The sequence below is a fragment of the Nocardiopsis sp. L17-MgMaSL7 genome, assembly GCF_003182025.1.
GTDB lineage: Bacteria > Actinomycetota > Actinomycetes > Streptosporangiales > Streptosporangiaceae > Nocardiopsis > Nocardiopsis prasina.
The window spans coordinates 44,055-56,319 of sequence record NZ_QGTF01000007.1; the positions used below are offsets into that span (position 1 = coordinate 44,055).

General features: G+C 72.4%; 10 protein-coding genes. 9 read left to right on the forward strand and 1 reads right to left on the reverse strand.

Annotated elements, in window-relative coordinates:
- Positions 1–306 precede the first annotated feature (306 nt).
- Positions 307–1,458 (forward strand): macrolide family glycosyltransferase, encoded by a 1,152-nt coding sequence (locus BDW27_RS13770; protein WP_199560663.1) that lies wholly within the window; start codon positions 307–309, stop codon positions 1,456–1,458.
- Between the two features lie 123 nt (positions 1,459–1,581).
- Complete coding sequence (locus BDW27_RS13775; protein ID WP_017542777.1) at positions 1,582–2,118, forward strand: AAA family ATPase; 537 nt, start codon at positions 1,582–1,584, stop codon at positions 2,116–2,118.
- Here BDW27_RS13775 and BDW27_RS13780 read toward each other — a convergent pair.
- Positions 2,115–2,312 carry a hypothetical protein gene (locus BDW27_RS13780; protein WP_017542778.1) on the reverse strand — a complete coding sequence of 66 codons (198 nt, stop codon included), beginning with the start codon at positions 2,310–2,312 and terminating at the stop codon, positions 2,115–2,117. The two genes, BDW27_RS13775 and BDW27_RS13780, sit on opposite strands and share 4 nt — an antisense overlap.
- A gap of 210 nt (positions 2,313–2,522) precedes the next feature.
- Between BDW27_RS13780 and BDW27_RS13785 the strand changes: the two genes are divergently transcribed.
- The 7 genes from BDW27_RS13785 (at position 2,523) to BDW27_RS13815 (ending at position 12,177) form a co-directional block, all read left to right on the forward strand.
- Positions 2,523–3,776, forward strand: a complete 1,254-nt coding sequence (locus tag BDW27_RS13785) for a hypothetical protein (protein ID WP_110049790.1) — start codon at positions 2,523–2,525, stop codon at positions 3,774–3,776.
- The gene (locus BDW27_RS13790) at positions 3,777–6,248 is read left to right on the forward strand and encodes a serine/threonine-protein kinase (RefSeq protein WP_233515755.1); all 2,472 of its coding nucleotides are present in this window, start codon (positions 3,777–3,779) and stop codon (positions 6,246–6,248) included.
- Positions 6,249–6,265: 17 nt separating this feature from the next.
- Positions 6,266–7,684, forward strand: a complete 1,419-nt coding sequence (locus tag BDW27_RS13795) for a PP2C family serine/threonine-protein phosphatase (RefSeq protein WP_110049568.1) — start codon at positions 6,266–6,268, stop codon at positions 7,682–7,684.
- Positions 7,668–9,017 carry a VWA domain-containing protein gene (locus BDW27_RS13800; protein ID WP_110049569.1) on the forward strand — a complete coding sequence of 450 codons (1,350 nt, stop codon included), beginning with the start codon at positions 7,668–7,670 and terminating at the stop codon, positions 9,015–9,017. Before BDW27_RS13795 ends, BDW27_RS13800 begins: the two co-directional genes overlap by 17 nt.
- 8 nt (positions 9,018–9,025) lie before the next feature.
- Positions 9,026–9,727 carry an FHA domain-containing protein gene (locus BDW27_RS13805; protein WP_017542782.1) on the forward strand — a complete coding sequence of 234 codons (702 nt, stop codon included), beginning with the start codon at positions 9,026–9,028 and terminating at the stop codon, positions 9,725–9,727.
- Positions 9,728–9,871: 144 nt separating this feature from the next.
- Positions 9,872–11,272 carry a hypothetical protein gene (locus BDW27_RS13810; protein WP_110049794.1) on the forward strand — a complete coding sequence of 467 codons (1,401 nt, stop codon included), beginning with the start codon at positions 9,872–9,874 and terminating at the stop codon, positions 11,270–11,272.
- Positions 11,273–11,334: 62 nt separating this feature from the next.
- Entirely contained in the window at positions 11,335–12,177 is an 843-nt protein-coding gene (locus BDW27_RS13815) for a glutamate ABC transporter substrate-binding protein (RefSeq protein ID WP_026128934.1), read from the forward strand.
- Positions 12,178–12,265 lie beyond the last annotated feature (88 nt).

The following is a 12,265-nucleotide window of genomic DNA, read 5'->3' on the forward strand; positions in this document are numbered from 1 at the left end:
GACGAGGAGGGGGCCGCGCCGGTCGACCTGGCTGCCAGGGACGACCGGCGCGGCCTTCTCCCGCTGCCATGCGACGGGGAGCGCGGTCACGTGGGGACCCCTTCCTGGTGGAGAGCGGCCTCGAAAAAGCGCTGGACGCCCCCGGGAGGGCTGCCCTAGTCTGGTGCGCATGTACTTCCAGCAGATCTACGGCTAGGACCCGGCGTCCACGACGCCCCGCGCCATCCCCTCGGGAACCGGCGCACCTCAGTCCAACCCGTAGACGACCCCTGGAGAAGTACCTTGACCCGCCGCCTTCACATCGCCATGGTCGGCGTCCCCGCCGTGAGCCACGTCCTGCCCGGCCTGGAGATCATCCGCGAGCTGGTTGACCGCGGCCACCGCGTCACCTACGCCAACGACCCCGTGGACGGGGTCGGCGAGCTGATCGCCTCGACCGGCGCCGAACTCGTCCGCTTCACCACCACGCTGCCCACCGGCGACGAGGAGTGGTCCGACGACCCCGTCGAGGGGATGGACGTCTTCCTCGACGACGCGATCAACGTGCTGCCCGTCCTGCGGGACGCCTACGACGACGACCGGCCCGACCTCTTCCTGTACGACATCGGCGGTTACGCCGCGCGGGTCTTGGGCGTCGACTGGGGCATCCCGACCGTCCAGCTCTCACCCACCTATGTGGCCTGGGCGGACCACGGGGACACCGTCATGGAGTGGCTGCGCGCGCGGCCCGGCGCCACCGAGCACTTCGCGAAGTTCGACGCCTGGCTCGCCGAGAACGGCGTCACCGGGCTGGACCACGCGAGCTTCGCCGGGGCCCCGGACCGGGCCCTGGCCATGATCCCGCGCGAGATGCAGCCCTTCGCCGACACGGTCTCGGACGCGGTCACCTTCGTGGGCCCGTGCCTGGGCGCGCGTGAGGACCAGGGCACCTGGCGGCGCCCCGAAGGGGCCGAGCGGGTGCTGCTGGTGTCCATGGGGTCGGCCCTGACCCGGCTGCCCGGGTTCTACCGCGAGTGCGTGCGTGCCTTCGGCGATCTCCCGGGCTGGCACGTGGTACTCCAGGTCGGCCGGTTCGTGGGCGCCGACGAGCTGGGCGAGGTTCCCGCCAACGTCGAGGTGCACCCCTGGGTGCCGCAGTTGGACGTCCTCCGCCAGGCGGACGCCTTCGTCACCCACGCCGGGATGGGCGGCTCCAGCGAGGGCCTGTACACGGCCACACTGATGATCGCGGTGCCGCAGGCCACCGACGGGTTCGACAACGCCGACCGCCTCCAGGCGGCCGGGGTGGCCCGTCGGATCGACTCGGCGGACGCCACGGCCGAAGCGCTGCGCTCAGCCCTGGTGGACCTGACCTCGGACCCGGAGGTGGCCGCGCGCCTGGCGGCGATCAGCGCCCGGCTCCGGGACGGCGGCGCCTCGTACGCTGCCGACCTCATCGAGGACGAGGCAGCCGAGTAGTCCCGGACGCGACCCCGCGACCGCCGCGGTGCGCCGCGCCCCTTCGGGCACGGCGCACCCCGGGCGTTCCACCCAGCGCCCTGTCCCGCTCCACGACGGCCGTCATCACCAGGAGGAACCACCATGGACCACCTCGTCGTCGTCACCGGCGGCCCGGGTTCGGGCAAGACGACGCTGATCGACCACCTGGCCGGGCTCGGACACCGGCGCACGGTCGAGGCGGGCCGTGCGATCATCCGCGACCAGCGGGAGATCGACGGACCCGGCCTGGCCTGGCGGGACGACGCCCTCTTCGCCGAGTTGATGCTGGCGTGGGAGATGCGCTCCCACCGCGAGGCCGCCGAGCACGACGGGCTGGTCCTGTGCGACCGGGGCGTGCCCGACCTGGTCGGCTACCACCGCCTGCGCGGCCTGCCGGTGCCCGAACACCTGTGGGCGGCCACCCGTGCGTTCCGATACCGGCGCACGGTGTTCGTCGCCCCGCCCTGGCCCGAGATCTTCGCCGGGGACACCGAACGCCACCAGTCACCGGAGGAGGCCGAACGGACCTTCGAGGCGATGTGCGAGGCCTACCCGGCCTGCGGGTACGCACTGGTCACCCTGCCCCGCGTCCCCGTCGCCGATCGCGCCCGCTTCCTCCTGGACCACCTGGACGGCTAGGGCTCAAGGGACATGCCGCGGGCGTTCAGGAGGTCGCTCAGGATGTCGGTTCCCGTGGGGCCCATCCCGTGCAGTCGCAGAAGGTCGGTCTCGCTCACCCCGTCCAGCTGTTCCAGATGCGTGTACCCGGCGCGGTTCAGGGCCCTGCGGGCAGGGGCGCCGATACCGGGGAACTCTTCCTCTGTTCTGTCCATGCCGTTGTCGTACCCATCGGACGGGATACCTGAGATGACATGTGTGTTGCGTTTGTGGCCGCTCGCGGCCGTAAACGCGGGAGTCCCTTGTGGTTCGGAGTGGGCGCGGCCACACTCTTGTCCTAGGTAACGGGAGAAATCGGGGCGGTCCGCGGTCCGCTGGAGGTGATTCGTCGGGTGGGCAGCGACGCGGAGCCCGAGGTGACGCCGATGAGCTGGGAGGTGCTCGACCACGCCATCAACCACGTGCGGGGCGAGGCCGACCGCATCAAGCTCCGGCTCGCGGACCTGGACCAGCACGTGGGACACCGGCTGCTCAGGGACGCCGACCTCGTGGGCGGCACCCGTGAGCGCTGGGAGTACGCCGCAGCCCACCTCCACCGGCTGTGGACGGTCCACGGCGCCTTCGCGCTCGTGCTGGACCGTGCGAACCTGGTCCGCGAACGCGGCGGCGAGGATCCCCAGAGGGAACTCGCCTTCCTGCTGAGGGGCCCGTCCGTCATCCTGCCGCTGGACCGGGGTCCCCTGCACGAACGCGGTCTGCTCGATCCCGACTCCGAACGCGTCACCACAGCCGAGGCCATCGCGCGGATGTCGGCCGACTACGACAAGGCCACCGAGGTCATCTCGGCGGTGGAGACCGCCTGGGACGTCCTGCACCCCCGGCTCGCGGAGCTGGAGACCATGTGGCAGGAGGTCTGCACGCTCTCGGACCAGGTGGAACTGGGCGAGGACGAACACGAGGGGCTGCGCCGACAGCTCGTGCGGGTGGGGGAGACCGTCCGCCGGGACCCGCTCGTCCTGGTCGTCGAGGCCCGTGTGGACACCTCGTCGCTGGACCACCTCCGGGGACTCCTGGTGCGCACCCGTGGCGAACTCCGCGACGCCCTGAGGATGCGCGACTCCTACTCCGAGAGCGTGGCACGCCTGGTCTCGGCCATCGACGACGTCGAGCAGGTCCTCCGGCGCGCCCGTGAACTGCGGGAACGGGTCGTGGCGAAGATCTCCGCACCCGGAACCGCGGACGTCCCCGACTCGGTTCCGTCGCTGCGCGCCGCGGTGATCGAGATGGACCTCCTGCGTTCCCGGAGCGACTGGCGTGGGCTGGGCGCCCGTCTGGGCCGGGTCCAGCACGACGTGCACCAGGCCAGCGACGCCGCCCAGGAGTGCGAACGGAACCTGTCGGAGCTCTTCGCGCGCCGGGCCGAACTCCGCGGTCGCCTGGACGCCTACCGCGCCCGCGCGGTCCGCCTCGGACTGGCCGAGCACGAACGGCTCGCCGGACTCCACGGACACGCGCACGGTGAGCTGTGGAAGGCGCCCTGTGACCTGCGAGCCGCCACCAGGGCGCTCTCCGCCTACCAGAGGGCGCTTCTGGAACTTTCGGGAAGCGATTCCCCGGAGGACAGAACCAGACCGGGAAACGGAGCGTCTGACGGCGAGACTGATGGTGGTGTGACCTAGATGACCATGTGCACTTCCCCCGGCTGCCAGGGCCAGATCGAGGACGGCTTCTGCGTGGTGTGCGGCCTGGCTCCCGTGGGCGTTCGTCCTCCCTCCCCGACCCCGCCGGCGCCGCGTCCGCCGGTGTCCGGCCCGTGGCGCGCCGCCGCCCGGAACCAGGACCGCGACGGCGAGCGGACCCAGCCCTCCTACGCGGCGCCCCACAGGGGCCCCGGCCCGCGGTGGTCCCGCGGCGGCACATCCGACGCGTCGTCCGGCCCCTCCTCCGGTGCCTCCTCAGGAGGTTCCACACGGGACTCCGACGGCGGCGACGCGGCCGTGCACTCCCACCCGATCAGCTCGGGGAACATCCGCCCGTCCGGCCGGTCCGGACCGAGCAGCGGCTCCGGGACCATCGGTACCTCGCCCAGCGGGAGCGGCGGTTCCGGCCGCGGCGCCCGGCGCGGCATGCTCGGCCTCGGCCTGCTCCAGGTCCCCCTGGTCCCGGCCCACGACCCCTCCGACGCGATCATGACCAACCCGGTCGTGTCGGAGAAGAACCGGTTCTGCGGCAACTGCTCAGAGAGGGTCGGCCGGTCGCGCGGTGAGCAGCCGGGCCGTACCGAGGGGTTCTGCCGTCAGTGCGGGACCCAGTTCTCCTTCACCCCCAAGCTGGTCGAGGGCGACGTGGTGGGCGGCCAGTACCAGGTGCTCGGCTGCCTGGCCCACGGCGGCCTCGGGTGGATCTACCTGGCCCGCGACCTCAACGTCAACAACCGCTGGGTGGTGCTCAAGGGCCTGCTCAACGCCGGTGACGCCGAGGCGCACAAGGCGGCCGCGGCGGAGCGCGCGTTCCTCTCCGAGGTCGAGCACCCCAACATCGTCAAGATCATCAACTTCTCCCAGCACCCGGACCCGCGCACCGGCATCCCCGGCGGCCACATCGTCATGGAGTACGTGGGCGGCAAATCCCTCCGGGAACTGCTCATCGAACGCCGGGCGAACGGCTCGGCCGAGGAGGTCCTCCCCCTCGGCCAGGTGATCGCCTACGGCCTGGAGTGCCTGCGCGCTCTGGGCTACCTGCACTCCCGGGGCCTGCTCTACTGCGACTTCAAGCCTGACAACGTCATCCAGAGCGAGGAGCTGATTAAGCTCATCGACCTCGGCGGCGTCCGGCGCATGGACGACACGCTCAGCCCCGTCTACACGACCCCCGGCTACCGGGTGCCCGAGGACGAGCTGCGCGGACCGGGCCCCACGGTGAGCGCCGACCTCTACTCGGTCGGCCGGGCCCTGGCCGTGCTCAGCTTCCACTTCAGCTTCATGCGCCAGCACCCGCACAGCATTCCCGACCGGCACGAGGTGCCCCTGCTCCAGCGGTACGAGTCCTACGACCGCTTCCTGCGCCGGGCCACCAACATCGACCCGGAGGCGCGTTTCCACGACGCCGGGGACATGGCCGACCAGCTCACCGGTGTGCTCCGCGAGGTCCTGTCCGACTTGGAGGGCACTCCGCACCCGGCGGCCTCCGTGCTCTTCGGCGGCGAGAGCTTCACCCTCGTCTCCGGCGTGGGGACGCACAACGCCGACCGCATGCTGAGTCCGCCCCCGCCCACCGAGTCCGCCGGGCTGCTGCCCGCCCCGCTCATCGATCCGTCCGACCCGGCCGCCCAGCTCCTGCGCAGCTTCGGCGGCATGTCCCCGGCCGAACTCATCCCGACCCTGCGAGCGGCCCAGGCGCCGTCCCCCGAGACCCTCCTGATGCTCGCCCGGGCCCTGATCACGGTCGGCCGGCACGGGGAGGCCCTGGACGCGCTCCAGCAGTTCAGCACCGCGGTCCCCGGTGACTGGCGGACCATGTGGTACCTCGCCGTCGCCGAGCTGAGCTCCGGCAGCTTCGAGGGAGCCCGGGGGCACTTCGACGAGCTCTTCGACCACCTCCCCGGGGAGGTGGCGCCCAAGCTCGGCCTGGCGCTGGCCTGCGAGCGGACCGGGGACCTGGAGACCGCCGCCCGCCAGTACTCCACGGTGTGGTCCACCGACCACTCGTACGTGAGCGCGGCCTTCGGCCTGGCCAGGGTCCGGCTGGCCCAGGGTGACCGGGCCGCCGCCATCCGGGTCCTGGACGCCGTACCCGAACTGTCCAGCCTGTACGTCCACGCCCAGACCGCGCTGATCGCCGCGCTCGCCACCGGCGCCACCGACGGCGCCGACCACGTGCGCGCCGGGGAACGGCTCGACCGGATCGGGCTGGACAGCGAGTCCGCCGACCGGCTCGCCACGCGCGTCCTCGAAGCGGCCCTGGGCTGGCTGCGCGCGGGCGGCGCGGCCCCGGCCGGCCAGCGGCTCCTCGGCGGGGACTTCACCGAGGAGGGCGTCCGCGCCAACCTGGAGCGGCGGTACCGGGCCCTGGCCCAGCGCTCCGGCGTGACGTCGGAACGCCACGAGCTCATCGACAGGGCGAACTCCCTCCGCCCCGTGACACTGCTGTGAGAAGTGAAGGAACGTCGATGACCGAGGTACGGACCTGCCCTGCCTGCGCCGACACGGTGTCAGAGGGCGACCTCTACTGTGAGGGTTGCGGCCGTACCCTCCCGGTGGAAGCGCGCTCCGGGGCGGGGAAGGGCGGACCGCCCGGACAGCCCGACCGCGTCCCCACCACGCCGCAGGCGAGCATGACCGGGACCTTCCGGAGGGTCGTGTCCTCGGAGGGCGAGACGGTGACGGGCGAACGTCCCGGGCTGGTCCCGGCCGAGGGCGCCCCCACCGCGCCCCAGGTGAGCCTGCAAGGCGCCGTCGACGACGTGTCCGCCGCGCCCGCGTCTGGTCCCGCTGTGTCGGCCACACCCGCCACGCCCGCCTCGTCCGGCCCCGACGAGGTGCCGGGCTCGGACTGGGACGACGCCGACTCCCAGACCACCCAGCCGGTGCGCCGGGACCCCGGCCCCGCCGAGCCGTCACCGCCGAGGAGCGAGGTCCCCGACTGGCCGCCGCCCGCCGTGGGCAGTGAACCGGTCTCAGTGGACGACCCCGACCTGTGCGTGTGGTGCCCCGGGCGGGTCGTGGACGGGTACTGCGAGAAGTGCGGCTTCCTCCAGCCCACCGGCCGGGACCACGTCGAGGTACGCACCCGGCGCGCCTTCGGCGTCAGCGACCGGGGCCTGCGGCACAGACGCAACGAGGACGCCATGGCCGTACGGGTCGTCGAGGACGACGCGCCGCACGCCGCCGGCACCGTCGTGGCCGTCGTCTGCGACGGTGTGTCCAGCTCCCCCCGCTCCGACGAGGCCTCCCGGGTCACCGCCGAGACGGGTGCGACCGTGCTCGCCGAACGCGTGCGCCAGGGCGCGGACCCGCGCGAGGCCACCGCCACCGCGATGACCCGCGCGGCCGAGGCGGTGGCCGCGATCGCTGACTCACCCAGTTCCGCACCGGCCTGCACCTTCGTGTCCGCCGTGGTGGACCCGGCCACCGGGGCCGTCACGGTCGGCTGGGTCGGTGACAGCCGCGCCTACTGGATCTCCGGCGGTCCGGCCTCCAGCGCCTCCGCGCTGCTCACCCGGGACGACTCCTGGAGTGAGGCGATGGTGCAGATGGGCGCCCTCTCCCGTGAGGAGGCCATGCGCTCGGCCAACGCCCACGCGCTCATCGCCTGGATGGGGGCGGATTCGGGGGAGATCGACGCGCACATCTCCACCGTCACCCCGACCGGCCCCGGAGCGGTCCTGCTGTGCAGCGACGGCCTGTGGAACTACTACCCCGAGGCCCGGGACCTGACCGAGGCGGTGCCCGGGGCGTCGAGCGCACCGTGGGAGGCCTCCCGCACCTACGTCAGCCTCGCGCTGCGGGCCGGCGGCAAGGACAACATCACCGTCGTCGTCGTTCCCGTGCCCACCGACCAAGGGGGTCCCCGTGCCGGACAGGTCTGACCGCTCCGCCGAGCCCGAGTTCCGCGTCGAGATCGACCAGAACCCGTACCTGCCGCTGGGCGGGACGGAGGTGCACGCCGTGGTGAGCGTGACCTCGAACAGTCCCGTGCTGGTGGGGTCGTCCGTGCGGGCCTCGGAAGTGATCATCGTCGACACCTCCGGCTCGATGTACGGGGAGAAGATCAACGCGGCCAAGCGGGCGGCCCGCGCGGCCATCGAGACCCTGCGCGACGGGGTCCGCTTCGCCGTCGTCGCCGGGCACCGCGAAGCCGAGATGATCTTCCCCGAGAGCGCCCACCTGGTGGAGGTGGACGCCTCGACCCGGGCGGCGGCCCTGGAGGCCGTGGGACGGCTGCGCGCCGACGGCGGCACGCGCATGGGGGCCTGGCTGCTCAAGGCGGCCGAGCTCTTCGACACCGCGGACGACGGCATCCGGCACGCCATCCTGCTCACCGACGGCCAGAACAACGAGATGTCCGACGTCTTCGAGCGGGTGCTCCGACGGCTGGAGGGCAGCTTCGTCTGCGACTGCCGGGGCGTGGGCACCGACTGGAAGGTGGAGGAGCTGCGCCGCATCGACGCCGCGCTGTTGGGCGGCGGCCCCGGCATCGTCGCCGACCCCGCCGACCTGGAGGCCGACTTCCGGGCGATGGCCCAGGCCTCCATGGGTAAGGCGGTGGCCGACGTGGCGCTGCGCCTGTGGACCCCGCAGAACGCCGTGGTGCGCTACGTCAAACAGGTGGCGCCCACCGTCCGCGACCTCACCCACCGCGCGGTGGAGCGGGCCGCCCAGGCCGGGGACTACCCCACCGGTTCCTGGGGGACGGAGAGCCGCGACTACCACGTGTGTGTGGAGGTGCCGCCGGGCGACCCCGGCCGCCAGCTGCGCGCGGGCTGGGTCCGGGTGGTGCTGCCCGGTGAGGGCGGCGCCCAGGACCAGGTCCTCGCCTCCGGGAACATCCTCACCGAATGGACGTCGGACGAGGACAGGGCCACCGAGATCAACCCCCGGGTGGCCCACTACACGGGCCAGGTCGAACTGGCCCAGGCGATCCAGGACGGGCTCGACGCCCGTCGCGAGGGGGACGACCCGACCGCCACCACCAGGCTGGGCCGGGCCGTCGCGCTCGCACACGAGTCGGGCAACGAGGAGACCGCGAGGCTCCTCGACCGCGTCGTCGACGTCGTCGACGCGGCCACCGGAACGGTGCGGCTCAAGCCCAGCGTCGACAAGGTCGACGAGATGACCCTCGACACCAACTCGACCCGGACCGTACGGACCCGCCCCCACCCGGGTGGACCGGGACCCGGCGGCGCCCCCGGATCCGGGTAGGAGGGACCATGCCGAGTTGCCCCTCAGGGCACCACTCCACGGCCGACGACTTCTGTGACGTCTGCGGACTGCGTCTCCAGACACTGTCGGTGCCGCCCCCCGCCCACCCCCCGACCGCGACCCCGCCCACCCCCCACCGGGCGCCCCCCAGGCCCCGACCGGCGACCCGGGGCGGCCCCTGTCCGGAGTGCGGCACGTCCCGGGCGGGCCGCTTCTGTGAGGAGTGCGGCCACGACTTCGCCTTCGCCTCCCAGTCCGGCAGCCACCAGCGGCGGCTCTCCGCGCCCGACAGCGCGCCCACGGGCGTGCACTGGCGGGCCATCGTCGCGGCCGATCCCGCCTACTACCAGTACATGGTCAACCAGGGCATGCTCGACCCGGGCCGGATCAGCTTCCCCTCCGGGGGCAAGCCGCGCCGGGTGAACCTCCAGGGCGACCGCGTGCACGTTGGACGACGCAGCCAGTCCAAGGGGTTCACTCCGGAGATCGACCTGGGCGGGCCCGGGGGAGACCCGGCGATCTCCCACATCCACGCGGTCCTGCTGGCCGGACCCGGTGACACCTGGTCGCTCCTCGACCCCGGGTCGACCAACGGGACCACCATCAACGGGACGGCCAACCCCATCCCCCGCAACGTGGAGGTTCCCCTGAATGACAGTGACCGGATCTACGTCGGCGCATGGACCGTCATCATCATCCAGAAGGGGTGAACCCCGTTGATGCCCCCCGACCCCGGCCAGCCGGCCAGGCGCCCGAAGAGCGGCGCCCCCACACCGCCGTCGGCCGTGCCCGGACGACGTCTCCGCACCTGGTGGCCGCGCGTGCGGGCGTCGACGCGGTCCACGCCCGCCCGGGTGTGGACCCTGACGCTGCTGTGCGTGCTGGCCGTCGCGGGCCTGTTCGGTTCGGCGTCGGTGACGCTCAACCAGGCCCGTGGCGGTCTGGAGGTCCTGGACGAGGGCGCGGGGCGGCAGGCCATGAACACCACCGACCTCTACCTGAACCTGGCGGCGATGGACGCCAGCGTGGCGGACGTGCTGCTCATGGGCACCGACCACGACCTCGGGTCCGGGCGCGAGGCCGCCATGGACCGCTACGTCACCAGCCGACGGGAGGCCAACGAGGCCCTGCTCCAGGTGGCGTCGCTGACCAGTCAGGACGGTGACGCGCAGGAGAACGCGCGGGAGAACGTGCAGGCGCTCATGAACGGGATGGGCGCCTACGAGCAGGAGGTCGGTAGGGCGCTCCTGATCAACCGGGAGGCGGAGGCGCCTCCGGGGGAGGTGGACGCCGAGGCGCTCGCCGAGTACAGCGACGCCACGCAGCGGATGCACACCGAACTGCTGCCCAAGGCCTTCAACCTGGGGTTGGAGTCCTCGGCGATCGTGCGGCAGAGTCACGAGGACGGCCGGGGCGCGGTGACGGGCGGGCGCGTGGTGGTCGGCGTCGTGGGAGCTGTGACGGTGGCGTCCCTCCTGGCGCTCCAGCTCTACCTGCGGGTGCGCTTCCGCCGCCGCTTCAACGCCCCGCTGCTGGTGGCGACGGCCGGGTCGGTGGTGCTGACCGTCGGTGCCGTCCTGGCGCTGAGCGGCAGCGCGGCCCACGAGCACCGGGCCAAGAACGACGGGATGGACGCCGCCATGGCGCTGTCCCGGGCCAAGGCCATCGCCACCGACATGCAGGCCGACCAGAGCCGGTTCCTGATCGACGACGACCACGCCGACACGTACCGGCAGGTGTACCTGGAACGGGCCCAGCAGGTGCTCTTCCGCCCGGTCAGCACGCTGCCGGGCTACTACGAGGCGGTCGGGGAGATCCCGGACGCCTACCCGGAGCTGCCGGGGTCCGGCGTGCCCGACGAGGAGGACCCGGGCACCCTCGGTTACCTGGGGGAGGACGCCCAGCGGGCGTTGCTGGAGGACCATGACGCGGAGAACGCCCTGGAGGAGGTGCTCACCACCTTCGTCGCGCTCCAGGAGGCGGACGAGAGTCTGCGTGAGGCCGTCGCCGACGGTGACACCGCGCGGGCCATCGACATCCGCATGCGGGTGGCCGACACCGAGAACGGGCTGTTCCGCCAGCACACGGACGCGCTCGACGTCCTGGTCAGCGCGCACACGAACGAGTTCGACGCGGGCATCCACGACGGTCGGTCGGCGCTGTCCCCGTGGGTACTGGGGCTGCCGGTCGGCGCCCTCGCGCTGTTCGCCCTGGTCGTGGTGGGGGTCCGCCCCCGTCTGGCGGAGTACCGGTGAGCGCGGCGGGCGCCGGTTCGTCCGCACGCGCCGAAACCCCCCGAGAGACGAGGAGCGGGTCGATGTGGTTGCGAGGAGGCCGCGGCCGGGCCGTGGCGGCTCTGTGTGCCGTGGCGGTGATGGCGCTGCCCGCCTGCTCGGCGGAGGGAGGAGAGGACCCGCCCCTGCGGTCCCTCCTCGACAAGACGTCGATCACGGTCGGGGTCAAGGCCGACCAGCCCGGCGTGGGGCTGAGGAACGGCGAGGAGTTCGAGGGGTTCGACGTGGACGTGGTGAACCACATCGCCGAGGAGCTGGGAATCGACCACGTGCGGTTGGTGCCCATCACGTCCGACGTGCGCGAGGAGAGGCTGGTGGACGGTGACGTGGACATGGTCGTGGCGACCTACTCCATCACCGCCGAACGCAAGCTCGACGTGACCTTCGCGGGCCCCTACTACGTGGCCAGGCAGGACATCCTGGTGCGCAGGGGTGAGCAGGGGGTGAACGGGGTGGCGGACCTGGAGGGGCGGGTGATCTGTCAGGGAGACGGCTCCAACTCCGCCAGCCGGGTCGAGGAGGGCCTCGGTATCGACGTGGCCAAGGTCGAGAAGCCGGAAACCTACAGTGACTGCGTCGACATGCTCAGAGCGGGCGAGGTCGACGCCGTGTCCACGGACGATCTGATCCTCGCCGGGTTCCTGGACGAGGACCCGGAGGCGTTCGAGTTCGTGAACAAGCCGTTCACCGAAGAGCGGTACGGAGTGGGTCTGCCGAACGGTGACGTGGCGGGCTGCGAGGCCGTGAACAGGGCGATCGACACGATGTACCTGAGCGGTGAGGCCGGGAGGAGTCTGGACCGCTGGTTCGGCGGGACCGACCTGGAGCTGGTCACGGAGGTGCCCCAGTTCGAGGGGTGCGCGTAGGGGTCGTGGCCGTTCGGCGGGGGCACCGAGTGGCCCAGGAGGGGCGTATGTCAGATACTGATCCCCGCAGGGGGCTTTGGGGGGAGAG

Coding starts and splice junctions, on each gene's coding strand:
- BDW27_RS13785 (WP_110049790.1), top strand. CDS start 2,523: ATGAGCTGGGAGGTGCTCGACCACGCCATCAACCACGTGCGGGGCGAG.
- BDW27_RS13780 (WP_017542778.1), bottom strand. CDS start 2,312: ATGGACAGAACAGAGGAAGAGTTCCCCGGTATCGGCGCCCCTGCCCGC.
- BDW27_RS13815 (WP_026128934.1), top strand. CDS start 11,335: ATGTGGTTGCGAGGAGGCCGCGGCCGGGCCGTGGCGGCTCTGTGTGCC.
- BDW27_RS13790 (WP_233515755.1), top strand. CDS start 3,777: ATGACCATGTGCACTTCCCCCGGCTGCCAGGGCCAGATCGAGGACGGC.
- BDW27_RS13795 (WP_110049568.1), top strand. CDS start 6,266: ATGACCGAGGTACGGACCTGCCCTGCCTGCGCCGACACGGTGTCAGAG.
- BDW27_RS13775 (WP_017542777.1), top strand. CDS start 1,582: ATGGACCACCTCGTCGTCGTCACCGGCGGCCCGGGTTCGGGCAAGACG.
- BDW27_RS13770 (WP_199560663.1), top strand. CDS start 307: ATGGTCGGCGTCCCCGCCGTGAGCCACGTCCTGCCCGGCCTGGAGATC.
- BDW27_RS13805 (WP_017542782.1), top strand. CDS start 9,026: ATGCCGAGTTGCCCCTCAGGGCACCACTCCACGGCCGACGACTTCTGT.